The following is a 21,865-nucleotide window of genomic DNA, read 5'->3' as shown; positions in this document are numbered from 1 at the left end:
AAGCGTTGTGAGGCGTTGAGCTAACCTGTACTAATTGCCCGTGAGGCTTAACCATACAACACCCAAGGGGTTTTGATGGACTCAATGAAAGAACATTGAATGTGTAAGAACGAGAATTAAAAAACAGCTTTCCAGATTAAAGAATTTGCTTGGCGACCATAGCGTTTTGGACCCACCTGATTTCCATGCCGAACTCAGAAGTGAAACGAAATAGCGCCGATGGTAGTGTGGGGCTTCCCCATGTGAGAGTAGGACATCGCCAGGCTTTAAACATCGCTTTCAAGTTTCCTTTTCACTTGGTATAACTGAAGGCAAAACTAAAAATTAGCATCAATAGTATAAGACTAAGTTTTAGTAACAATTTGTGGAGAGATGGCTGAGTGGTTGAAAGCACCGGTCTTGAAAACCGGCATACGTTAATAGCGTATCTAGGGTTCAAATCCCTATCTCTCCGCCACTTTTAAAAAAACCGCTGTTCTTACAGCGGTTTTTTTGTATCTGCTGTTTTTTAACCGCTGTTATCGAAACTTCTAATTGATTTTTCTCTAGCTCTTTCTCCAAGTTTTTGCGTACCTACTTTGGGTTTAGTTTACGCAGTAATACCTTCAATCGAAGACATTTCCATACGTCTCATTTGGGCTTCAAATAGAGCTTTCTTAAGTCTCAACGTGGGATGCTTAAACGCATTTTGATAGAGTTCCAGTCTAAATACTGCGGATGCACTTGGAGAAAAAATGAAGCTACTTTACTGGTTAGATGAATGGCAAGCTCTTACTCAACAAGAACAAGAGATGGCTTTACCTATCTCTGGCTACGATTTACTTGATGATGTGTTTGTGAAGTATGAACTCGTCGATCTTAACAAGCCATTGTTGTTTACATTTTCTCCTTCCGGTACTGATGTGCAGGTACAAGATTTAACTCCGGATTTTTCTCCTTGGGGCTACGAGATCGGAATACAACAACAAGTAAACATTATTGCCTTTCAACATTTAGGACAAAGTAATTGGTTCCGTAGTCGGAATTTGATTTTCTTTCTGGAGCAGATATCTGAGTTGCTTCACCCCTTCAAATGTCGTTTGGGTTATGGGCAAAGTCGAGGTGGCTTTGCAATTGGCGCGTTTGCTAACTTGCTGAAACTAGAACATCTTTTGTTGTTTTATCCTGTTAGCACTAAAAATAAAGCGTTAGTGCCTTGGGATGATCGGCCGAGTACTGAGCTTGCTCAGCAGTTTGCTTGGGAAAGCGGCTACCATGATCGAGATTTGGGCAATGCCAAAGGTTATATTATTTATGACCCATCCAATCGCATTGATCGTCTTCATGCTGAACGTTATCCAGAGCTTACCCATTTAAAAGTCGTCGGTATGGGACACGGCACTCAATCCACACAATTAGATAAATTAGAATTTTTTAATCTGGTGGCGCAGGAGTTTGTTCGCCATCAAACCTTAGATATTGACCAATTTAATAAGCAAATTCACGCTTTGTTTTAAAAGAGGACTGATATCAGAGTCCCCTGTAACCAGGGGGAGATGATCACACACTAAAAACTAGATTTTTAACACAATTGCTAGGCGCAATTTAGATGGAGGATTAATGAAGTTACTGTACTGGTTGGATGAATGGCTGGCTCTTTCTCGTGAAGAACAGCAAACCAGGCTACCGATGTCCGGGGAGGACTTACTTGATGATGTATTTGTTAAGTATGAGTTTGTCGACCGCAATAAACCGTTGTTGTTCACCTTTTCCCCTGCTGGTACGAATCTACAAGTACAGGACTTACACTCAGACTTTGCGCCTTGGGGCTATCGCTTAGCCCAGAAACAAAAAGTAAATATTATTTCATTTCAGCATCTTGGGAAAAGTAACTGGTTTCGCAGCCGTAATTTGATTTTCTTTCTAGAGCAGCTATCAACTTTACTTGAGCCTTTTGAATGTCGTTTAGGTTATGGGCTTAGCCGCGGTGGTTTTGCTATTGGTGCCTTTTCCAATCTATTAAAGTTGGATCAAGTATTGATGTTTCACCCGGTCAGCACAAAAAACAAAGTTTTGGTGCCATGGGATGATAGGCCAAGTACTGAACTAGCCCAACAATTTGATTGGGAAGGAAAGTATCACGACCTTGATCTTGGCGATGCAAAAGGCTACATCATTTATGATCCAACTAATGAAATCGACCGCCTTCACGCCAAACGCTACCCAGAGCTCACTCACTTAAGAGTCTTCGGGATGGGACATGGTACCCACGCGACGTATTTGAATAAATTCGGTTTTTATAAGCAAGTGGCCGTAGACTTTATACGTTATCAGAAGATAGATATAGCGCAGTTTCGTCATCAGACCAAAACGTTGCGCTTAAAAGAAGATTACTATCAGTGCCTTAACAAGGCGAATGCGAGCTCACAGCATCGTTTAAACTTACTGAGTACCGCTCATAATGTGTTAATTGAAGAAAAGAAAGAACATGTGAAGGAGCATCAAGCACAAATCGATATTCAGCCACTTGTTGATATTGCACTTAAGCATGAGTATGACAACCCGCAAGATGCAGTACAACTTTTGGAAGTCGCTCAGCAGTTGGTTCCGAATGATCCCGTTGTGGAGCACAAGTTGCAGCAACTGTCGTAACGTTGAGATATAATGCGGACGATATTGGTCGAAATAGGTCAGTGGCTTTTGTCGCTGGCCTTTTTAATAGCTTATGGATTGATATTTCGATGAAATCTAATGAAGCAGTACAAAATAAAAAGCCCAAGCAAATGCTTGGGCTCCATAAATGTTAATGCGAGTTTTAAAACTCTTTTGGCGCAAAGCCTGTCATCACATCAAGGCGAAGTTCTTTACCAACTTTTGTTAATGGGTGAACGATTACTAAGCCGCGTACGCGTTTTTTCAGTTTGCCGATGTCCGCTTGTTCTGCTTTGGTGATTTCACGAGAGAAAGGCATATCAAGTAAGCTTTTACGTTCTTTGTTCAGCTCATAGTTTTGCTTGTGCTTTAACTGGTTAAGCTTTTTGGTAAGCTGTTCTACTTCATCCGTGAACTTTGTAATCATTTCGTGATCACCACGAGAACGTGCCGCATCAAGTTTACGTTGGCATGTATCTAAACGGTTGTGCAGCTTTTGAATATCAGTTTTTATGCTCATGGTAATTTGGCTCAAATTTTAAATAGTCGAGAAGTATAGCATAGCTGAGATCACACGCTCTACTATACTTCTCGATTGTCTGGCTTTAGTTAATCAGTTCATTGCCCGATACGTTACCAGAGAAAAAGGCTTCGACGTTATCAAGCGTCACAGAGGCAATATTATTAAGTGCTTCGTGAGTCAAGAATGCTTGGTGGCCAGTAAACAGCACGTTATGACAAGCCGATAAACGGCGGAAAACATCATCTACAATGACATCGTTAGATTTATCTTGGAAGAATAAGTCTTTTTCATTGTCATACACGTCTAGGCCAAGCGCACCAATCTTACCTTGTTTCAACGCTTCTATCGCCGCTAGTGAATCTAGCAACTCGCCTCGACTGGTGTTAATGATCATCACGCCATCTTTCATTTGCGCGAAGGCTTTTTCGTTCAGTAAGTGATAGTTTTCTTCACTCATTGGGCAATGGAGAGAGATAACATCCGCATTAGCGTAGATTTCTTCAAGCGAACAGTAACGGGCTCCCATTTCTAGCGCTAATGGGTTTTCGTAGGGGTCGTAGCAAAGCAGCTCCATGCCAAGCCCTTTGAAGATACGCATCGTCGCGATACCAATCTTACCCGTACCAATAACACCAACGGTTTTTCCGAAAAAGTTAAAGCCAACAAGACCTTCTAGCGAGAAGTTGGCGTCACGTGTCCGTTGGTAGGCCTTGTGAAGACGGCGGTTTAGGCACATCATTAAACCAACCGTGTGCTCTGCCACTGCCTCTGGTGAGTAAGCAGGAACTCGAACCACTTGTAAACCTAGTTCTTTGGCTGCTTGTTGATCAACTTTATCAAATCCCGCACAGCGCATAGCAATAAGCTTGGTCCCGCCCAGAGAAAGCTGTTTAAGGACAGGAGCTGAAAGATCATCATTAACAAACGCACATACGACATCACTGCCGTGCGCCATCTTGGCTGTTTTTTCGGTTAGTCGGAAGTCGTGATAGTGAAATTCAAAATCGCGGTTATTTTTAATTTTATTAAAAGAGGCTTCGTCGTAGGATTTTGCACTAAAAAAAGCAATGTTAATCATGGTTCCCTCTCAAAAAGTGCGGACTTTATAAATAAATATGCTTATAAAGTAATGCAACTTAGCCGCAATGAATAGAGAAATCTTCTCTTTGACTTTTGTTGTATCAAATAACGATAAGAAGTACGCCTTTCAGCGAGTCTATCTTATGGTTCCGCATTAGATACTGTTTGCTTTACGAGCATTAACTGACTAGCATTATCGCTCTTTTCTTGTTCACTTTATTAGCTTAGGCGTTACGACAATGTCAGTAAAATGGTGCTCTATGTTCTTGTGTTGTGTGTTTGCTTCTGGCACTCACGCAGCTGTTGACCTCGTTAAAGTCGACAAGTCTAAGCGTCGAATGTATTTGATGGAACAAGGAGCAGTGCTAAAAGAATACCGAATTGCTTTAGGAGCGAACCCTCAAGGACATAAACAAGAAGAGGGAGACAATCGCACACCAGAGGGCGAATACACTCTAGATTATGTTATAGAGGACTCTGCTTTTTATCGTTCTGTGCATATCAGTTACCCTGATGCGATTGATACGTTGGAAGCGAAGCGCCGAGGTGTGTCCCCTGGAGGGAACATCAAAATTCATGGCTTAAAAAACGGTGAGAGTCAGTTTCCAATTTACATCCAAAGTTTTGATTGGACTAATGGGTGTATTGCGATTACCAACGAGGAGATGGACGAATTTATCCAGCTTGTCGAGATGGGGACACCAATTCAGATTGAGTGGTAACAAAAGGTCCCCTTTAATGTTCTGGCTCTTATAGGCTATGGCATAAAGCGCTGTGGATGATCACTAAAAATACCGTCTAACTGAGGCAGGTATTTCAGTTTATTTGGATTGTTCACCGTATAGCACATCACTTTGTAACCGGCTTGTTGGAGTTTGTTTATCTGGCGAGTACGAACCCAGTTAATGTTTAGGTTGCAGCTATAGGCACTAACTTCTTCCAAAAGGCGTTTATCTTTTCTCGTAAAGAATTCACTTAACACACCCAATCGGTAGCCACTGCAGTATTTGTGCATCGCTCTAATGACGTCATGACTAAAGCTCGATAGGAGTACATTCTCTTGCGGCATTGGACTTTTTGTTAACGCATTGGCGAGAGTCTGCGCCACTTCTTCCGCTGGATGGTTGTCTACTTTAACTTCGATATTCAAGTTAAGCTTATTCTCAGTAGCTAAAGTGAGCAGTTCATCTAGTGTCACGATCTTCTCGCCTGAAAAGTCTGTGCTAAACCAACTACCGAAATCTAATGCTTTTAACTCTTCCAGGGTGAGCTCATCAACACGGCCTTGTCCATTGCTGCATCGATTGACGGTATGATCATGGCAAACCACTAAAACATTATCTTTGGTAGGCTGTATATCCACTTCCACCCACCTCAACCCCAGGTCAATGGCTGCCTGAATGCTTATTTTTGTATTCTCAGGGTATGAACCTGCCACGCCACGGTGACCAATTAATAACGTTTCCATTCGCTTTATCTTTTGCTTTGTGGTTGCCAGATTGTACTCGTTTTTTCTATGAAGATATATCTAGGTGCATATTGTTAGGAACCTTTAGTGCAAGTGAACATTAAACTCTAATAGTACGTTGCTGCTTCTTGGACTGAGTCCTGTTGACTTAAAGCCTTAGAGTGTGTAGTTGTTTAATTGGTAAATGAGTAATAAAATGCGAACCATTTTTATTTGAATGGTGAGTGGTAATGTCACGAGTTTTGATAGTCGATGATGACGTTCCTTTGTGTGAGCTGTTAGAAGCGGTTTTGCAAGAGGAGGGCTACATCGTCTCTTCTGTGCATTGCGGTGAAAGTGCGCTGCAATATATGGAAAAAACGCCTGTAGATCTTGTATTGCTTGATGTCATGTTACCAAACCTTAACGGCATGCAAGTTGCTCGTAGGATCTGTCAGCGCTTCGCGACACCTATTCTAATGCTTACCGCTCTCAACGATGAAAACTCGATGCTTGATGGTTACCAAGCGGGGGCCGATCAGTATATCGGAAAGCCCTTTAATGTCGCTGAGCTTCTAATGCGCATCAAAGCGATTCTTCGTCGTGTTGGCTTGGAACGTCAACGTCAGACGATGTGTAGTACCGTTCAAACGATCAGCGACCAGCTTAATAGCTTACCCCTCACAAGTACGGAAGCTGAACTATTGAGCTACTTGGTAAAAAACCAAGGAGTCGTGATTTCAAAAGCAGAGCTTCAAACTGAAGTGTTAAAGAAAGAGCTGAGTCCTTTTGATCGCAACCTTGATATGCACATCAGCAACATACGTCGCAAGTTAGTTGAAGCGGGGCTTTCCAAGCAACATATCAAAACCTTCCGTGGCAAAGGTTACAGTTATTTAGAGGCTGTAAACCGCTAATGAAGCTCCGGTGTCCACCTTTTATTGCAAAACGTAAAGATAGCTTAGCGTTCAAGTTATTTAGTTGCATGACCGCAATTGTCATTAGTATTTTGGTCGTGCAATCCTTAGCGGAACAAGCTCTGGTGAAAGCCATGTTGAAAGTGCCCGATAGTGTGCGAGAAGAAATGCTAGACCTTGCACATCAAGCCAATGTATTGATTGAGCACGGAGACATGGACGAACTTGCTGACTGGGCAAATGCGCAAAACTTTTATTTATTTGTGTTGAATGAACATCAGCAACCAGTTACGCACCGTCTGATGCATCCGCACTTCGAGTTCAAACTTCAATTTAAGAGAAGCATTGATGATCAACTTGAGGGGAAAGTGAATCGCCCCATCATCAATATTCCTTTAGTTCATGGCAATACTTTAGTGATTCAATTGCCACATCGACTGCACCCTGCAAATGACTTCATTCTGTATTTCTCTATTCTCAAAGTCGTGATTGCAGTGGTTATTTTGGCGCTCTTTTCGCTGCTAATGGCACGTAACTTACAGCAACCATTGGATCGATTGAGAGAAGCAAGCAAAAAGCTATCTAATGGCGATTTTAATGTCAGTGTCGTGAAAGAGCTGAAGTCGAGCACGCGTGAGTTTAACGAGTTAGCGCAAGATTTCGATCACATGACGCAACAGATTCATTCTCTCGCTGAAAAGCAGCGACTGCTTATAAGAGATGTCTCTCACGAATTGAGAACGCCGTTAGCGAGGCAGAACTTGGTTCTGCATCTTTTGCGAAAGCGTGTTGGAGAAAGTGAGCAAAGCCTAGTGACAAGGCTAGAAGATGAAGCAAAAGAGCTAAACCGTTTGATCAGCGATATATTGGAGTTCAGTCGCTTGGAAAATGCGCGCTTCGACAAAGCCACGAAACGCTGTGATTTAGAAGTTTTGCTCTCCCCGCAAGTAGAACGTTGCAAAATAGATTTGAAGTCAGAACAGACGTTGTCTTTCCGCTCAGAAGCTGTATGTGCTAAAGCCATTTGTGAAGAAACGCTGGTCATTCGTTGTTTGAACAATCTTATTGGTAATGCCATTAAATATTCAGGACAAGCATCTCAGATAGAAGTTTCTCTGGAAAATTATGTCAAAGAAGGGCAGCAGTTCACCATAATGTCAGTATCTGATGATGGGCCTGGTATTCCAGATAACAAGCTGGTCGATATTTTTGATCCGTTTACACGCTTAGATGCTTCTAGAGATAAAAAGCTTGGTGGCTACGGTTTAGGTCTTGCGATTGTCAAAGAATCCATGCGTATTATGGGTGGAGCAGTTACGGCGAAAAACCGTGAGCAAGGTGGTCTGAGGGTTACTTTAGTGTTCAAGCAATAAGTATGATTAAGTCGTAATTTTTGTGATTGATATCACATTATCATGGCGCATCATCAGAGAGTACTTTACAAAAGTTTGCAAATGCAAAGAATGTAAATTTAATGCAAATGGTAATACTTATCACTTATATTCACCCGCGAAATAATTAAGAGGGAATCGCATTCAACAAGTATGTGACCCGAAAAATAATAATCGGAGTGAAAGGATATGTTTACTAAGAGCCATTTGGCGTTAGTGATCGGTGCAGTGTTAGCAACACCTGCAGTGGCGGAAGTTCAAACAGACGAACATGTAGTTGTAGAAGGTCGAGAGTTCGGCTACAAGGCAGATACAAACAGTACAGCAATGCGCATGGAAATGACGCAGCTGGAAACGCCGGGACAAGTAGCGGTTATCGATGAAACGGTAATTGATGAGCAGCGTGCAAGTACACTTGGTGAAGTGCTACGTAACGATGCAAGTGTTAGCGCGGGTGGTACAAGCCGTAACCGCGAACGTTTCTCTCTACGTGGTTTTGAACTTAGCAGTTCAGACGGTTTTCTTCGTGATGGTCGTCAACACTGGTCACACTACCGTCAGCCAATTGAGCTTTTAGAGCGTGTTGAAGTGCTTAAAGGTCCATCAGGTCTGCTATACGGTAAATCTGAGCCGGGTGGCTTGGTAAACATGGTTTCGAAAAAACCAACAACTCAAACACAAGCAAGTTTGAGTCAAGATCTAGGTTCGAATGATCACTCACGCACTGTGCTTGATGTGAGTGGCGCGCTAAATGATGCAGAGACACTGCGAGCGCGCGCAATTTTTGCCAAAGAAAGCTACGGCTCTTGGCGCAGGTACGGTGATGGCACCGAGCCAGAAACGGATCGTACGGTTGCGGGCCTAGTGGTTGAGTACGATATCACAGACAACTTTATGGTATCGGCTCATTACGATCGCACGAAAGACGATGGTAGCGTGGACTCTGGCGCATACATTGTTGATGGCAAAGCGGTTCGCGGTGATAAGTACATTTGGGATGCGCAGTGGTCTGAAATTGATAACGAAGTAGAAAACTACGGTGTCGATATTAATGCGCAAGTCACGGATAACGTGAACGTAAAAGCAGGTTACAACCGCCAAGACTTTAAGCGTTTTGATGTAGAGTCTTACCCTAAGTTTGATCAGTATGAAGAGTTAAATACGATTAAGCATCGAGGCAACGATCGCTCCGATAATTGGGTATTTGATACTGCATATATAGATGTGACGACGGACTTTACTTTGTTCGGTACGGAAAACACGTTGTTAGTGGGCGCTAACTACTTAGATTACAGTTATGATCGCTTTATGGCATTTCATAATGAGGCGAGTATTGCGCCAGGAGAAACGGTGCCTAAGCCTAGCTATCGTAGTTCGAAGAAATCACCAACTGCTGAGTACGATACTTGGGGTATCTACGCGCAAAATATGATGACGATTAATGATTACTGGCAAGTGCTTGCAGGTGTTCGTTATGACGAAAAGCGTGATGATGAACTGACCGAAAACCAGGTTTCTCCAAAATTTGGTGTCATTTTCCACCCATCGACGAATGGCTCGGTTTACGTTCAGTATTCTGAAAGCTTCATGCCTCAAGGTGAAGTCAGCAACGGTAGTCGTACCTACATCAATGAAGGTGAGAAACTCGACGCTGAGCGTGGTATCTCTTATGAAATCGGTACGAAGTGGGAACTGTTTGATCAGCGTTTATTTGTATCTGGTGCTGTGTTTGATATCACGTTAGAGAACATCTCGCTGGATGTTGAAAGCGGCAAAGACGCGGGCGGCAATCTCCTACACAAGAAAACGCAAGGTGGTGAGCAAGTTCACAAAGGCGCTGAGTTAATGGCTCAAGGTTTTGTGACCCCAGAGTTGTCGCTAACCGCTTCTGCAATGTATTTAGATGCAGAGCTTAAGAAGGCAGAAAGATATGAAGGTAACCGCCCTGTAGACGTGCCAGAGTTCTCGGCAAGTCTATGGTCTAGCTACAAGGTTCAAGACAACACTAACTTAAACCTTGGTTTGATTTATGAAGGTGATCGCTACGGTGATGCAAAGAACACCTTCAAGAAAGATGGCTACGCTCGCGTTGATATGGGCGTGTCATACAAACATAAGTACGATGAAAACTTGGATATCATTGCTCGATTCAATGTCGAGAATTTATTCGATACCGACTACTTCGCAGGTGGTGGTAGCACGAATGGCGAGCAAAAAGGTGCGAGTGGGGTTGTGGTTGGAGAAAGCCGCAACTACATGGCAACAATCCAGTTCAAGTACTGATAACAATTTGATTATTAAAGGGGAAGGGTAGTCTTCCCCTTTGGTCGTTTTTGGAACACAGAAATATAACTCGTATGAATCTAATGAAATCAAGTATCGCTCTGTTGATATCATCGGTTTTGATTCCCGCTCACGCGGCGAACTTAAACGATGCACAAGCTGTGCAGAGTAAAACAAACCAGTCGTCGGCGGTAAGCCAAAAACGTATTGATGCAAGCGCAGAAAAATCACTTACTCTAGAAGCTGAAATTGAGCAGCTGCAAGAGGAAGTCGGTAACTTGAAGATTTATCGCGATCATCTTGCAAGCCTTGTTGAAAGTCAAAATCAAGAAGTTGATAGCTTGAACGAGCAAATTGAGCAGATTGCTCAAACTCGTCAAGGTGTCGTGCCTTTGATGTATCACATGCTTGAGGGCTTAAAAGTGCTCGTCGCTAACGACAAGCCTATACGCAAAGCGCAACGTGAGGAGCGAATTGCAAAGCTGGATTCCATGATGACGCGTGCAGACGTTGCGGATGCAGAGAAGTTTCGTCGTATTTTAGAAGCGTACCAAATTGAAATGGATTACGGCACCAAGCTTGGCGTTTACCAAGGCAAGATTAACCTAGGTGACAATGAAGCTGTGGAGGCGAACATTCTCTATTTAGGGCGTTTGTCTTTGGTAGCGCGTAGCTTATCTGGTGACACATTTTGGAGCTGGTCACAGCAACAACAAGCATGGCAACAAGTGGGTTCTGAGCAAAAATCAGAGCTAGACAAAGCGTTCGCTATGGCGAATAAACAGATCGCGCCGAGCATGTTAACTCTACCAGTGTCGTTAACCGCTGCGGAGGGCAAATAAATGATGAAAAAATGGTTATCGGTTGCATTAATCTCGACAGCCGCATTAATGCCTCATACAACTCTTGCTAGTGATGCGTTGTTACAAAAGGCGCAGCAAGAAAATCGTCAACAGCAATCGCACAATGTCGCGCGTGAATCAGGTTTTAAGCAAACAGAGCAAGAGCTACAGGCTATAAAGAATAAATTGGTGGCAGAGCGGGCTGCTCTTCAAGCAGAAGCGGACTCATTAAGTGTTACCTTCGGTGAAAATGAAGCAGAACTGGCACAGCTAGAAGAAAAGTTGCGTCTAGAAACCGGGAGCCTAGGTGAGTTATTTGGCGTCGTTCGCCAGAACGCAAAAGAGCTAGAGTCTGAGCTAAAAAGCTCAGTAACCGGTGTAGATGCAAACTCATATCAGAAAGATATCGATGCTATTGTTGCGGCTAAATCACTGCCAACGTTGACCCAACTTCAGGCGATGTGGCGCAGCATGGAAGAACAAATCAAAGCAAGCGGTGAAATGGCAAACGTCTCTTTCACACTGCTAAATGGCGAAGGTCGTGAACAAACGGTTAATGGTGTTCGTCTTGGTTCTATAGCGCTGCTGGATGAGACTGGCTACGTTAAGTGGAATGGTCAACGCGGAGACGCGGTAAACTATCTTCGTCAGCCTGAGAACGGTCCAACAGCGAATACTATTTCCTCTGGTGACATTGATGCACTTGTCATTGATCCGTCACGTGGCATTCTTCTTGAACAGCTTGCAAACTCACCGACTTTGGCTGATCGCCTAAATGCGGGTGGCGTTGTCGGCAAAATCATCCTTGGCTTATTGGCTATCGGCCTATTGATTGCGCTCGTACGTGGTGCATCACTGATGATTTCGCGTCAGAAAATCATGAAGCAACTGAAAACCCCAGCGCAGCCAGGAAACAACCCTTTGGGTCGCGTGCTTGCGGTATACCAGAAAGACAAGCATCGCAGCGTAGAAGCGTTAGAACTACGTCTTTTGGAAGCTGTTGTTGATGAGCAAACCCACCTAGAAAAAGGGTTGTCGATGCTTAAGCTTCTTGCTGCTCTAGCTCCTATGCTTGGCCTACTAGGCACGGTAACGGGTATGATCGAAACCTTCCAAGTCATCACTCAATTTGGTAATGGTGATCCGAAAGTAATGGCGGGTGGTATTTCAATGGCACTTGTGACTACCGTACTTGGCCTTGTTTCAGCCATGCCTTTGCTATTAGCGCACAACGTATTGAGCTCTCAAGCAGAAAATATTCGCAGTATCTTAGAAAAACAAGGCATCGGTTTAGTTGCAGAACAAGCTGAGCGTGATATGCCGAGTAACAAAAGTCACTCTAACACCTTAGCGGAGAACGCAGCGTAATGGAGCAGATCCTACTCAGCACATTGGGTTTGATCAGTGAGGATTGGGCCACAACCTTGATGAGCTTTATGCAGCAAGGTGGTCAAATCCTATGGTGGCTGGCCGCCGTCGTGGCGGTGTGCTGGCTGTTGGTTATGGAGCGAGTTATTTATCTCACAACGGTTTTCCCTGGGGTAAAAAAACAGCTTTGTGAGCAGTGGCAAGCAAGATCAGAGCACCACTCTTGGTACGCGCATCAAATCCGTGAAGGATGGATTGCAAAAGCGCAAATCGAACTGCGCCAAAACCTATCGACTATTAAGCTACTTGTGGCGGTTTGCCCAATGCTAGGGTTGTTAGGGACGGTGACAGGCATGATTACGGTGTTTGACGTAATGGCATCGCAAGGCAGCAGCAATCCGAAATTGATGGCTTCTGGTATCTCACTTGCTACGCTGCCAACCATGGCAGGTATGGTAGCAGCGCTTGCGGGCATGTTTATTCATGCTCGCCTTAGCAAAGTGTGTGAACGAAAAGCTATCCAGTTAGAACAATCTTTAAGGAGTCAAAAGTGAGACTCGGACGCAGACCTAACCAACAAGATGAAGCTCAAGTCGATTTAACCTCGATGCTTGATATCGTCTTCATCATGTTGATCTTCTTCATTGTGACCAGTTCGTTTGTACGTGAATCCGGTGTAGAAGTGAATCGCCCTCAGGCTTCTAATGTAGTAAGTCAAAAAGACGCGGGCATTTTTATCGCAGTAACGGCAGCGAATGATGTGTACATTGACAAACGAGTGGTTGATATTGAGCGTGTTGAGGCCTCTATTGAGCACCTGTTACTTGATCAGCCTGATGCTTCGTTAGTTATCCAAGCTGACGAGCATGCTTACAATGGCACTGTCGTGAAAGTGATGGACGCTGCAAAGGCAGCAGGTGTGAAGAACATTGCATTGGCGGCGGAGAAACCTTAATGGGCAGGCTGTTACTTGCACTACCAGCATCACTGTTAATTTCTGTGAGCTTGTTTAGCTTTATGGCGTGGATGGTTGATAAAGGCAACCAGCGTGCACCAGAAGCTTCAGAAGCCGTTCGTTTTGATATGGTGATGGTAGAGAACGAAGCAGACGTGCAGCGTCGTCAACGTTCAGTGCCGGAGCAACCAGAACCACCTCAAGCGCCGGAGCCAATGGATCTGTCTCAAGCTGACACTCAAATGGAACCAATGAGTCAGATGACGCCAGTCAGTGCTTTAGGTTTAAACACTGCCCTTGAAGGCATCGCGATTAGTGCACCAAACTTGAAGGGAACAATGGGCAACCAGCAAGCACTGCCGTTGTATCGTGTTGATCCTCGCTATCCAAGTAAGGCGCTGAAACGTAGAGTGGAAGGTTATGTCATTATGCGTTTCACGATCGATGCAACTGGACGACCAAAAGATATTGAAGTGATCGAGGCTGAGCCCGAGCGCATGTTTGAAAGAGAAGCAATCCGTGCGCTTAAAAAATGGAAGTATCAGCCAAAAGTTGAGGATGGTGTGTCAATTGAGCAGTTCGGACAAACCGCTAAAGTGGAGTTCAAGTTAGCCAAATGATGAAAAAATTCTTAATCGGTACGGTATTAAGCCTGAGTGCACTCTCAACCATTGCCAGTGAGTTAAGCCAATACACCGCAGCGAGAGTTCAACGAGCACACAACTTGGCTCAAGAAGAGAAACTGAAAGAAGCGATTTCATCTCTTGAAGCTATGGAGCTTTCTCGTGGATATGACCAAGCTTATGTCGCTCGAATGTTGGGTATTTTTTACTGGCAGAATGAGCAAACTCAAGCGGCGATTAAGCAACTTGAGTTGGCAGTCAATAGTGGTTTGCTACAAGATGAGCAAGCATGGCAAACCCGAAAAATGTTGGCTGATATACTGCTGAACGAGCAACGTTTTTCTAAGGCGTTACCTCATTACTATGCCTTGAGCCAAAACATTCCTAAAGGTCAACAAGCGCATGAGCTATGGCTACGTATTTCCCAATCTCATTATCAACTGAGTCAGTGGCAAAAAGTGCTTTCAGCAATGGCTCGTTATGAGAAATTTGGTCAGCCAGACAAGCTTGGCGCATTGTCGATAAAGCTTTCTGCTGAGCTAGAACTGAAAAAGTGGAAGCCGGCAATCTCGACCATCAAACGCTTAATAGTGATTGAACCTGAGCGAATTGAATGGTGGCGTCAGCTTGTTGCTCTATACCTACGGGTTGATGACAACAAACGTGCCCTAGACTCTTTGGCGTTGGCAAAACTGAAAGGGTTACAACTTAGCCAAGATGACTTAAAGCTGCTGGCACAATTGTACGCGAAACGAGGTATTCCTGAGAGAGCTGCGTTGGTGATGAACGAGCTAGAGGATGTAAACTCGAATAGTAAGCTAAAAGCTCAGCAAGCAACGTATTGGCAAATGGCAAAAGAGTGGGAAGAGTCTATTGATAGCTGGCGTATTGCAGCTCAGCTAGATAGGCAGTATTACTGGAACTATTCTCAACTGTTGGTGCAAGAAGGCCATTATAAAGATGCCATTGCCGCGCTCGATAATGTCAGAGGTCGTAAAGCGGATGTTGCACTTATCAAAACTCGCGCTTACTACAAACTTAAGCGGTTTGACGATGCGCTCGCTAATGCCAAAAGAGCGAATGAGATTAAGCCATCGAATCAGGCAAAAAGTTGGGTTAAGTATCTATCTCAGCTACGCAAAGTAGAATCGACGCAGGACTCATAGCGAACATTTTTATTAAATACCCGAGCTCAGTCTCGGGTATTTTTTTGTTTAAAGTAAACAATGTAAATTAAATGCCAATACGAATGATTATCACCTAAATTATGCCCCACATTTATTGGTGATGATTGTTTCTATGTTGCTTAAAAGCAAAGGTGTTCAAACTTGGGCTCGCCGCCTACATATCTATATTTCGATGGCTCTTCTCTTAGTTACGCTGTTTTTTGCAGTAACTGGTATTACCCTCAATCGCCCCGAATTGTTTGAACGCAGTGAACCTATCATTCAACAACATACTCTGACGGTTCCGCACTCAGTTCTATTCTCACATTCAGATACCTTTCAACCTAATCGTGAAGAACTGGTGGCTTTCTTGACTAAAGAAACCGAGCTTCGCGGTACTCCCTCCGCACTAGATGTGTATACCGAAGTTGAGCAAGGTGAGTTGTTACTCGGAGAGCTTTCTATGGATTTTAAAGGCCCGGGTTATAACGCTACGGTCTTTATTGATATGACTACTGGTGCAGCAGACGTCGAAACGACGCACTACGGTATTGTTGCGCTGCTGAACGATCTACATAAAGGACGCAACAGTGGTGGGATTTGGAAGTGGTTTATCGACGTCACTGCGCTTTTGATGGTGTTTTTTGTTCTTACAGGCGTGTGCTTGTTACTGCCTAAGAAGAAGACGCTCAGAACGTCAATGCAATGGATGAGCTTTGGTACGTTACTGTCGCTCGTAATTTATTTTGTTGCTGTTCCATAACAGCTTTTTTAGAGAACACTTATGTTGAACACAGGAAGATTTTTCCGCCGTAATCACTTTTGTAAAGCCGCTTTGATCGCGGCTTTTGCTCCTTTCTCTCTTTCCGCGGCGCCTATACCAGATAACGCGAAGGTCGACTTCGAACTCGAACTTCCAAAGATAGATACCTCAATGTATGCACGCCCTTATGTGGCGGTTTGGGTTGAAAACGATCAGCGTAAACCGGTTAAAACCATTCAGTTATGGGTAGGGAAAGACGAATGGTTAAAAGATCTACGCAGTTGGTGGAGAAAAGCGGGTCGTTATGATCGTGAACTTGTTGATGCGGTGACTTCTGCAACACGTCCTGCTGGTCAATACCGCTTTGTCTGGGATGGAACCAATGACGCAGGGAAGCGTTTGGAACAAGGAAATTACACGTTGTACGTCGAGGTCGTTCGTGAACACGGTGGGCGAAACTACTTACGTCAAAAAATAACGCTAGCGGACAGTGACGTGCGCTATGAGCTTAAACCAACACAAGAGACGGGTGTCATCACCGTCAATTATCAAGTTAAGTGATTAAAGGACACAACAATGAAAACCAAAATGAAAACAGTGGCATTGGCGAGTGTAATGGCAATGGGATTGGCTGTAACCACCACCGCACAAGCACATCCACGTTGGGTTCTGCCCTCTCACTTTACGGTTTCTAAAGAAGGCGGTGACTGGCTGACATTTGATGTTACTGCCTCTCACGGAACGTTTGTTTTTGATAAGCCTGCGGGTAGTGACCAGGCATTTGTGGTGATGCCGGATGGCCGCTCTGAGCGTCCTAACTTTGTTGTTCGTGGCAAGCGTCGCTCTATGTTTGATTTCTTTTTTACAGAAGAAGGCACGCACAAAGTTGCGATTAATAATCAGCCGAGCTACTACACACAATACAAAGCGGGCCGTCGTGATACGGTGAAATGGGCGCGAGCAAGCAAAGCTGAGCGTGGTGATGTGCTTCCCGAGCAAGCGCGTGATGTGGTTACTCAACTAAGTTACACCCGAGCAGAAAGCTACATTACGGTTGGTATGCCAACGGACAAAGCGTTGGAGATTGAAGGCAAAATGCTGGAGATGAAACCGATCACGCATCCATCGGACATCATTGAAGGTGAGCCTGTGACTTTCCAGTTTTTCTTTAACGGAGAGCCACAAGAGGGCGTTACTGCTGAGATTACACGTGAAGGGACCATGTACCGAAACCATCAAGAACAAATCGATGTGGTGAGCGATAAAGATGGCAAAGTGATCTTCACGCCAGAAGTCGCCGGGCGCTACTTAATGAAAGCGAACTACAAAGGTGAATTGAAAGATAATCCATTGGCGGATAAAGCGAGTGCCAATGTTCACCTTACGTTTGAAACTCAACTTAACTAATCGAATTAGGCTCAGCAATTGCTGGGCCATTTTGGAATTATCATGAATAACACTTCTCTTCTAAAAGCGGTTTTGCTTTTTTCTGGATTTGCGTCCTTTCACGCTGCTGCACATTTTCCTCTGATGAGCTGTCACTTGGCGCAAGATAAAGTGATTTGTGAAGCGGGCTACTCGGATGGATCGACAGCGGTCGACTACGATGTCGAAATGTACGATTACGACGACAATCTGATCGCCAAAGAAAAAACAGATAAGCGTTCCATCGCAGAATTTACTCACCCTGAAACAGATTTCTATTTGGTATTTGATGCCGGACATGAAAGCCCGGTGGAAGTGGATATCGTTGAGCTGAAAGAGAAATGAGTGTAAAGAAAGTTCGCCCTGATGATGGTAACCGAGAAGGAAAGTGGGTCGCACTGACAATCGCAGCAATTCTCAGTTCAGCAGCCATACTTATGCCCTACCATCAGGTCGCGACTGAAAAGCCAGACATGCAGTCTCATCAAGTGTTAATCACGGATTTACATCAAAATGAGTTGGGGTTGATCGCTGAACTTAAGCTCGCTCATGAAGAGATTCGTGATTTGCAGCTAGAAACTGGAACTTGGCCTGAGGTCTCTGACATGGAGGCGCTTTGGATTGCTCCATTCGTGAAAGACCAAAACTGGAAGCGTAAAGGTTCTCATCAGTGGCAACGAATTGATGACGGTGTCTACATTGGCGTGAAGACCAGTGCCCAAGGCTCTGCTTCCATGCTGTTGGATAGCCGCAGTTCTCAAGCTGATATTTGGTTTAATGATTCTAGCCGTTCGTTAAATGTGGAGGGACTAAGCGATCTAGCTAAACGCCACGATTTCGGCTGGAAACAAATCGTTCTGTCAGGCTCTTCTTCCCACTCTCACGCCCATTAAGACAACATAATTGATAAGTACTATGATCAAACGCTCTCTTTTACGTCGTATTCTTACAGCCACCGCGTTATTGGCGGTGTCTTCTACAGGCTTTGCTGCCGAAAAACTCAGTATTGGTATTACGCTACAACCTTATTACAGCTATGTTAAAGCCGTTGTGGGTGAGAAGGCGGACATCATTCCTTTGGTGGATGCTGGTTTTAATCCTCACAACTATTTACCACAACCTAATGATCTTAAACGCTTAAATGAAATGGACGTAATAGTGATCAATGGTATTGGTCATGACGATTTTGCACTGAAAGTGATCAAGGCTTCTCAGCGTGATGATCTCGTGGTTATCGAAGCGAACAAAGAAGTGCCTTTATTGCCCGCTATGGGGCAGTCTGTTGGTCAAGGAGCAGTGAACCCTCACACCTTTGTCGGTCTATCAACAACCATTCAAAAGGTTTACACCATCGCGAGTGAGCTAAGCCAATTGGACCCAGACAATGCTGCGTTCTATCGCCAAAATGCCCGTAAATACGCGAAAACATTTCGCCTGATGAAGCGTGATGCAATGTTGTCTCTTGGTGAGTTGGACACGGCTGGTATGAAGGTGGCGACAACCCACAATGCTTACGGATATATCCTTCAGGAGTTTGGTGTTGACGTTGCCGCTGTCATTGAGCCTGCTCATGGTGTAGAACCAAGTGCAAGTCAGCTACAGGAAACGATAGAGAAAATTCGTGAATCGGGCATTGATGTTCTGTTTTATGAGCTCAATATGCCGAATCGCTTTGTTGATACCATCGAAGAGGCGACTGGGGTGCAGCTTTATCGCTTTTCTCACATGACTCACGGTGAGTATGAGGCCGATAAAGTTGAGGTTGAGATGCGAGATAATGTGGAAACACTAATCGAAGCCATGAAATTTGTGGCGAGTAAGCGAGCAGGGGAAAAGGCGTAATGACTGGACCTTCCGTTTCCTTAAGTAACGTGGGCCTAAAATACGCCGACAATATCATTTTGCAGAACATCAGCGCCGAATTCGAGAACGCGAAATGTCACGTGATTATGGGACCGAATGGTGGTGGGAAAACTTCTTTGCTTCGTTCGGTACTTGGACTTACGCCATTTTCGGGAAACATTGCACTCAATTGGCCAGAACCATCAGCTGCATCGGGGAAGATAGGGTATGTGCCACAAAAAGCGATGTTTGAAGCAAGCCTCCCGTTAACCGTGATGGATTTTGTACTGCTTAACCAAACCCGTATCCCTCTATTTTGGCGACGTAAAACGAAACAAACTCAACATGCCCTGGCCCAGCTGGATCGCGTGGGTATGGCAACGCGTAGCGACCGTCGTATGGGGCAACTCTCTGGCGGTGAGCAACAGCGTGTTTTGTTTGCGCAAGCTTTACTGGATGAGCCCAATTTATTGGTTTTAGACGAACCTACAACTGGCATGGATGAGCAAGGTGTTCGATATCTTGAAGGTTTGATTCATGAAGTCGTTGGAGAAGGCAAAACGGTACTGGCAGTACACCATGACGTGACCGCAGTGCGCCGTTTAGATGCGCAGGTCCATGTTGTAAATCGTCAAATTGTGGCGTCAGGGCACCATTCAGATGTACTAAGTCCTGATCGTATAGAAACATTATTCAAGCACTACACAGCAAAAGTGGAGGCTGCATAATGGATTGGTTGCGAGAGTTAGCGGTTAGCGGCGTTGAAGCTGGATGGTTAAGCGATAGCTTTTCTTATGCTTTCATGGTGAACGCAATTGTTGCAGCGCTGATATTAGGACCATTACTTGGTGGTCTTGGTACATTAGTCATCGCCAAGCGACTGGCTTTTTTCTCTGAAGCGGTTGGGCATGCTGCGCTTACCGGAATCGCGATTGGTGTGTTGCTCGGTGAGCCGCCAGAGAATCCGATCATCGGATTGTTTAGCTTTTGTATGATTTTTGCGCTGTTGCTTCACTTTGTTCGTAATCGTACGAATGTACCTTACGACACACTGGTTGGGGTTTTTCTTGCACTAGCGTTAGCGGTTGGTGCTGCGCTGTTAATGTACGTTGCTCGCAAGATCAACATTCACATGTTGGAGAACGTGTTGTTTGGCTCGATCTTGACTGTGACGGACAACGATATCCTTATTTTAGCGATCAGTTGTTTGATCATATTACTGCTTCTTATTCCAACGTTTAACCGCATTTTGCTAACTTGTATCAGCCCGGATATTGCACGTGTACGCGGCTTTAATACCAGCTTTTATGATTACTTATTTGTCATGATGATCACCTTGGTCACCATCGCCGCGGTAAAGATTATTGGCGCGGTATTGGTTGGTGCATTGCTACTGATTCCTGGTGCAACGGCTAGGTTATTGACTAAACGCATGGGCAGTTTCGTTCTCCTTTCTTCTTTATTGGCAACCATTGCGTGTTTAGTAGGAACCATACTGCCGATGGAGCTTGAGCTACCAGTGCCATCAGGCGCATCCATCATCATTGTTTCTGCGGCATTTTTCCTAACAGCAACGGTTTACCGAATTATCCAAAAAGCGTAACCCTTTTTATAAAGTAATGAACATGAAGATAAAAAAATTAGCGATAACTTTTGGTTTGGTTATAGCGACAACACTTCCATCGTTGGCAAGCGCCAAAGACATTTTAACCAGCACTCCCGTCACGTACATGTTGTCTGAGCAACTCATGAAAGGTACAGGGATAGAGACTCAGTATCTGCCTCCAAAGCGTTACGGCGTTGAGCGTCTTGAAAACTGGTTCGCAAATAAAGGTACAGAGCAAGTTAAGCAAGCGGGTCAAGTCGCGACGGTTGCTATTACTCTTGGTGCGATTTGGAAACAAGACCCGACTTATGTTTACGCTCGACAGGGCAACATTCACTTGATTGAAATCGATGCATCGCAGGCCATTTCTCCTAGAGCTCAAGGAGTTGCAGTACTGACATTGGAAAACGGGTCAACATCGAAGTACGCGTGGCTTAACCCTACAAACTTAATCCGAATGGCGGGTATTGTTGGAGAGGATCTACAACGTGTATATCCTGAACACCAAAAGACGATTCAAACGAATCAACAGGCTCTTATGCTCAATGTGCGTGAACTGATCAACCAACAACAGGCAGAGATCTTCGATAAAGGCATCGATTCAGTGGTACTGATGAGTGAGTCATTAGAGGACTTTGCCTCTGGCAACCAATTGTTTGTGGTTGGGCGCGAATTTAAGCCGGAACTCGAGTGGACAGAAGAAGACAAATTATCTTTAAAAGCTCAGTTTGAACAAGATAAAACGCTATGGTTGGTGACGGATAAACGACCGTCGAAAACCTTGACATCGCTTATTAAACCGAGTCGTATACTGCAAATTGATGTTATTGACCGCTGGGGCAGTAAGGGTATCAAAACTGAGAAGCCACTCGCACGTTGGGAGATGTGACACGTAAAAAGCCACAGATTTTATGATGGGGAATGAAAAGTTCCCTATTTTTTTGTGACTCAGTTCAAAATGTGAACATTAATACCACTGGTTGCATAAGAAAGTGTTTGTTTC

Annotated in this window: 24 protein-coding genes, 1 tRNA gene and 1 rRNA gene; 23 read left to right on the top strand and 3 right to left on the bottom strand. The window is 44.4% G+C overall.

Annotated features, from left to right (window positions below; translation table 11 throughout):
- The first annotated feature begins 148 nt into the window (after positions 1–148).
- The 4 genes from rrf (at position 149) to NL626_RS10525 (ending at position 2,631) form a co-directional block, all read left to right on the top strand.
- Positions 149–265 (top strand): 5S ribosomal RNA (gene rrf, locus NL626_RS10540).
- A gap of 101 nt (positions 266–366) precedes the next feature.
- A tRNA-Ser gene (locus tag NL626_RS10535) sits at positions 367–457 on the top strand.
- Between the two features lie 277 nt (positions 458–734).
- The gene (locus tag NL626_RS10530; protein WP_253657319.1) at positions 735–1,496 is read left to right on the top strand and encodes a cytosolic protein; all 762 of its coding nucleotides are present in this window, start codon (positions 735–737) and stop codon (positions 1,494–1,496) included.
- Between the two features lie 103 nt (positions 1,497–1,599).
- Entirely contained in the window at positions 1,600–2,631 is a 1,032-nt protein-coding gene (locus NL626_RS10525) for a hypothetical protein (RefSeq protein ID WP_005374275.1), read from the top strand.
- Positions 2,632–2,794: 163 nt separating this feature from the next.
- On the opposite strand, the gene NL626_RS10520 is transcribed toward NL626_RS10525, so the two are convergent.
- Both NL626_RS10520 and NL626_RS10515 read right to left on the bottom strand, forming a co-directional pair.
- The gene (locus NL626_RS10520) at positions 2,795–3,151 is read right to left on the bottom strand and encodes a YibL family ribosome-associated protein (RefSeq protein WP_005374274.1); all 357 of its coding nucleotides are present in this window, start codon (positions 3,149–3,151) and stop codon (positions 2,795–2,797) included.
- An 85-nt stretch (positions 3,152–3,236) separates the two neighbouring features.
- Positions 3,237–4,232, bottom strand: a complete 996-nt coding sequence (locus NL626_RS10515; RefSeq protein WP_033906222.1) for a 2-hydroxyacid dehydrogenase — start codon at positions 4,230–4,232, stop codon at positions 3,237–3,239.
- A gap of 241 nt (positions 4,233–4,473) precedes the next feature.
- On the opposite strand from NL626_RS10515, the gene NL626_RS10510 reads away from it, so the two are divergent.
- Entirely contained in the window at positions 4,474–4,956 is a 483-nt protein-coding gene (locus NL626_RS10510) for a murein L,D-transpeptidase family protein (RefSeq protein ID WP_253657318.1), read from the top strand.
- 35 nt (positions 4,957–4,991) lie between these two features.
- Here the strand turns inward: NL626_RS10510 and NL626_RS10505 are convergent, their stop codons facing one another.
- Complete coding sequence (locus NL626_RS10505; RefSeq protein WP_225496557.1) at positions 4,992–5,702, bottom strand: glycerophosphodiester phosphodiesterase family protein; 711 nt, start codon at positions 5,700–5,702, stop codon at positions 4,992–4,994.
- A 230-nt stretch (positions 5,703–5,932) separates the two neighbouring features.
- Between NL626_RS10505 and NL626_RS10500 the strand changes: the two genes are divergently transcribed.
- The 18 genes from NL626_RS10500 to NL626_RS10415 all read left to right on the top strand — a co-directional run bounded on the left by NL626_RS10500 (position 5,933) and on the right by NL626_RS10415 (position 21,751).
- Positions 5,933–6,598, top strand: a complete 666-nt coding sequence (locus NL626_RS10500; RefSeq protein WP_005386018.1) for a response regulator transcription factor — start codon at positions 5,933–5,935, stop codon at positions 6,596–6,598.
- On the top strand, positions 6,598–7,971 hold the full coding sequence (locus NL626_RS10495; RefSeq protein ID WP_253657317.1) for a sensor histidine kinase: 1,374 nt from the start codon (positions 6,598–6,600) through the stop codon (positions 7,969–7,971). Before NL626_RS10500 ends, NL626_RS10495 begins: the two co-directional genes overlap by 1 nt.
- A 207-nt stretch (positions 7,972–8,178) precedes the next feature.
- On the top strand, positions 8,179–10,272 hold the full coding sequence (locus NL626_RS10490; protein ID WP_136976328.1) for a TonB-dependent siderophore receptor: 2,094 nt from the start codon (positions 8,179–8,181) through the stop codon (positions 10,270–10,272).
- Positions 10,273–10,346: 74 nt separating this feature from the next.
- Positions 10,347–11,114 (top strand): DUF3450 domain-containing protein, encoded by a 768-nt coding sequence (locus tag NL626_RS10485; RefSeq protein WP_253657316.1) that lies wholly within the window; start codon positions 10,347–10,349, stop codon positions 11,112–11,114.
- Complete coding sequence (locus tag NL626_RS10480; protein ID WP_253657315.1) at positions 11,115–12,482, top strand: MotA/TolQ/ExbB proton channel family protein; 1,368 nt, start codon at positions 11,115–11,117, stop codon at positions 12,480–12,482.
- Complete coding sequence (locus NL626_RS10475) at positions 12,482–13,036, top strand: MotA/TolQ/ExbB proton channel family protein (RefSeq protein WP_017635540.1); 555 nt, start codon at positions 12,482–12,484, stop codon at positions 13,034–13,036. The genes NL626_RS10480 and NL626_RS10475 overlap by 1 nt, the downstream gene beginning before the upstream one ends.
- On the top strand, positions 13,033–13,437 hold the full coding sequence (locus NL626_RS10470; protein ID WP_005374257.1) for a biopolymer transporter ExbD: 405 nt from the start codon (positions 13,033–13,035) through the stop codon (positions 13,435–13,437). The genes NL626_RS10475 and NL626_RS10470 overlap by 4 nt, the downstream gene beginning before the upstream one ends.
- Positions 13,437–14,057, top strand: a complete 621-nt coding sequence (locus tag NL626_RS10465) for an energy transducer TonB (protein ID WP_005374256.1) — start codon at positions 13,437–13,439, stop codon at positions 14,055–14,057. Before NL626_RS10470 ends, NL626_RS10465 begins: the two co-directional genes overlap by 1 nt.
- The gene (locus NL626_RS10460; RefSeq protein WP_213886239.1) at positions 14,054–15,226 is read left to right on the top strand and encodes a hypothetical protein; all 1,173 of its coding nucleotides are present in this window, start codon (positions 14,054–14,056) and stop codon (positions 15,224–15,226) included. The genes NL626_RS10465 and NL626_RS10460 overlap by 4 nt, the downstream gene beginning before the upstream one ends.
- A gap of 133 nt (positions 15,227–15,359) precedes the next feature.
- Complete coding sequence (locus NL626_RS10455; RefSeq protein WP_021035904.1) at positions 15,360–15,989, top strand: PepSY-associated TM helix domain-containing protein; 630 nt, start codon at positions 15,360–15,362, stop codon at positions 15,987–15,989.
- A gap of 21 nt (positions 15,990–16,010) precedes the next feature.
- Positions 16,011–16,550, top strand: coding sequence for a DUF2271 domain-containing protein (locus NL626_RS10450; protein WP_053349400.1), 540 nt, complete (start codon positions 16,011–16,013; stop codon positions 16,548–16,550).
- A gap of 15 nt (positions 16,551–16,565) precedes the next feature.
- Positions 16,566–17,396, top strand: a complete 831-nt coding sequence (locus NL626_RS10445; RefSeq protein WP_203345257.1) for a DUF4198 domain-containing protein — start codon at positions 16,566–16,568, stop codon at positions 17,394–17,396.
- 42 nt (positions 17,397–17,438) lie between these two features.
- The gene (locus NL626_RS10440) at positions 17,439–17,759 is read left to right on the top strand and encodes a hypothetical protein (RefSeq protein ID WP_005374251.1); all 321 of its coding nucleotides are present in this window, start codon (positions 17,439–17,441) and stop codon (positions 17,757–17,759) included.
- The gene (locus tag NL626_RS10435; RefSeq protein WP_213903176.1) at positions 17,756–18,307 is read left to right on the top strand and encodes a DUF6162 family protein; all 552 of its coding nucleotides are present in this window, start codon (positions 17,756–17,758) and stop codon (positions 18,305–18,307) included. Before NL626_RS10440 ends, NL626_RS10435 begins: the two co-directional genes overlap by 4 nt.
- Before the next feature lie 22 nt (positions 18,308–18,329).
- Positions 18,330–19,256 (top strand): zinc ABC transporter substrate-binding protein, encoded by a 927-nt coding sequence (locus tag NL626_RS10430; RefSeq protein WP_171344285.1) that lies wholly within the window; start codon positions 18,330–18,332, stop codon positions 19,254–19,256.
- The gene (locus NL626_RS10425) at positions 19,256–19,984 is read left to right on the top strand and encodes a metal ABC transporter ATP-binding protein (RefSeq protein ID WP_017635536.1); all 729 of its coding nucleotides are present in this window, start codon (positions 19,256–19,258) and stop codon (positions 19,982–19,984) included. The genes NL626_RS10430 and NL626_RS10425 overlap by 1 nt, the downstream gene beginning before the upstream one ends.
- Positions 19,984–20,859, top strand: coding sequence for a metal ABC transporter permease (locus tag NL626_RS10420; RefSeq protein ID WP_005393560.1), 876 nt, complete (start codon positions 19,984–19,986; stop codon positions 20,857–20,859). The genes NL626_RS10425 and NL626_RS10420 overlap by 1 nt, the downstream gene beginning before the upstream one ends.
- Positions 20,860–20,881: 22 nt before the next feature.
- Positions 20,882–21,751, top strand: coding sequence for a zinc ABC transporter substrate-binding protein (locus NL626_RS10415; RefSeq protein ID WP_158155663.1), 870 nt, complete (start codon positions 20,882–20,884; stop codon positions 21,749–21,751).
- The last annotated feature ends 114 nt before the right edge of the window (positions 21,752–21,865 follow it).

The organism is Vibrio sp. Y58_MX_L22 (genome assembly GCF_024181865.1).
GTDB classification, from domain to species: domain Bacteria; phylum Pseudomonadota; class Gammaproteobacteria; order Enterobacterales; family Vibrionaceae; genus Vibrio; species Vibrio alginolyticus.
Note: the sequence above shows the minus strand (reverse complement) of the source record. Positions and strands in the feature narration are given on the sequence as shown.

What these genes read in the sequence shown, in the direction of transcription:
- NL626_RS10530 (WP_253657319.1), top strand. Translation starts at nt 735, where the DNA reads ATGAAGCTACTTTACTGGTTAGATGAATGGCAAGCTCTTACTCAACAA.
- NL626_RS10525 (WP_005374275.1), top strand. Translation starts at nt 1,600, where the DNA reads ATGAAGTTACTGTACTGGTTGGATGAATGGCTGGCTCTTTCTCGTGAA.
- NL626_RS10520 (WP_005374274.1), bottom strand. Translation starts at nt 3,151, where the DNA reads ATGAGCATAAAAACTGATATTCAAAAGCTGCACAACCGTTTAGATACA.
- NL626_RS10515 (WP_033906222.1), bottom strand. Translation starts at nt 4,232, where the DNA reads ATGATTAACATTGCTTTTTTTAGTGCAAAATCCTACGACGAAGCCTCT.
- NL626_RS10510 (WP_253657318.1), top strand. Translation starts at nt 4,474, where the DNA reads ATGTCAGTAAAATGGTGCTCTATGTTCTTGTGTTGTGTGTTTGCTTCT.
- NL626_RS10505 (WP_225496557.1), bottom strand. Translation starts at nt 5,702, where the DNA reads ATGGAAACGTTATTAATTGGTCACCGTGGCGTGGCAGGTTCATACCCT.
- NL626_RS10500 (WP_005386018.1), top strand. Translation starts at nt 5,933, where the DNA reads ATGTCACGAGTTTTGATAGTCGATGATGACGTTCCTTTGTGTGAGCTG.
- NL626_RS10495 (WP_253657317.1), top strand. Translation starts at nt 6,598, where the DNA reads ATGAAGCTCCGGTGTCCACCTTTTATTGCAAAACGTAAAGATAGCTTA.
- NL626_RS10490 (WP_136976328.1), top strand. Translation starts at nt 8,179, where the DNA reads ATGTTTACTAAGAGCCATTTGGCGTTAGTGATCGGTGCAGTGTTAGCA.
- NL626_RS10485 (WP_253657316.1), top strand. Translation starts at nt 10,347, where the DNA reads ATGAATCTAATGAAATCAAGTATCGCTCTGTTGATATCATCGGTTTTG.
- NL626_RS10480 (WP_253657315.1), top strand. Translation starts at nt 11,115, where the DNA reads ATGATGAAAAAATGGTTATCGGTTGCATTAATCTCGACAGCCGCATTA.
- NL626_RS10475 (WP_017635540.1), top strand. Translation starts at nt 12,482, where the DNA reads ATGGAGCAGATCCTACTCAGCACATTGGGTTTGATCAGTGAGGATTGG.
- NL626_RS10465 (WP_005374256.1), top strand. Translation starts at nt 13,437, where the DNA reads ATGGGCAGGCTGTTACTTGCACTACCAGCATCACTGTTAATTTCTGTG.
- NL626_RS10460 (WP_213886239.1), top strand. Translation starts at nt 14,054, where the DNA reads ATGATGAAAAAATTCTTAATCGGTACGGTATTAAGCCTGAGTGCACTC.
- NL626_RS10455 (WP_021035904.1), top strand. Translation starts at nt 15,360, where the DNA reads ATGTTGCTTAAAAGCAAAGGTGTTCAAACTTGGGCTCGCCGCCTACAT.
- NL626_RS10450 (WP_053349400.1), top strand. Translation starts at nt 16,011, where the DNA reads ATGTTGAACACAGGAAGATTTTTCCGCCGTAATCACTTTTGTAAAGCC.
- NL626_RS10445 (WP_203345257.1), top strand. Translation starts at nt 16,566, where the DNA reads ATGAAAACCAAAATGAAAACAGTGGCATTGGCGAGTGTAATGGCAATG.
- NL626_RS10440 (WP_005374251.1), top strand. Translation starts at nt 17,439, where the DNA reads ATGAATAACACTTCTCTTCTAAAAGCGGTTTTGCTTTTTTCTGGATTT.
- NL626_RS10435 (WP_213903176.1), top strand. Translation starts at nt 17,756, where the DNA reads ATGAGTGTAAAGAAAGTTCGCCCTGATGATGGTAACCGAGAAGGAAAG.
- NL626_RS10430 (WP_171344285.1), top strand. Translation starts at nt 18,330, where the DNA reads ATGATCAAACGCTCTCTTTTACGTCGTATTCTTACAGCCACCGCGTTA.
- NL626_RS10425 (WP_017635536.1), top strand. Translation starts at nt 19,256, where the DNA reads ATGACTGGACCTTCCGTTTCCTTAAGTAACGTGGGCCTAAAATACGCC.
- NL626_RS10420 (WP_005393560.1), top strand. Translation starts at nt 19,984, where the DNA reads ATGGATTGGTTGCGAGAGTTAGCGGTTAGCGGCGTTGAAGCTGGATGG.
- NL626_RS10415 (WP_158155663.1), top strand. Translation starts at nt 20,882, where the DNA reads ATGAAGATAAAAAAATTAGCGATAACTTTTGGTTTGGTTATAGCGACA.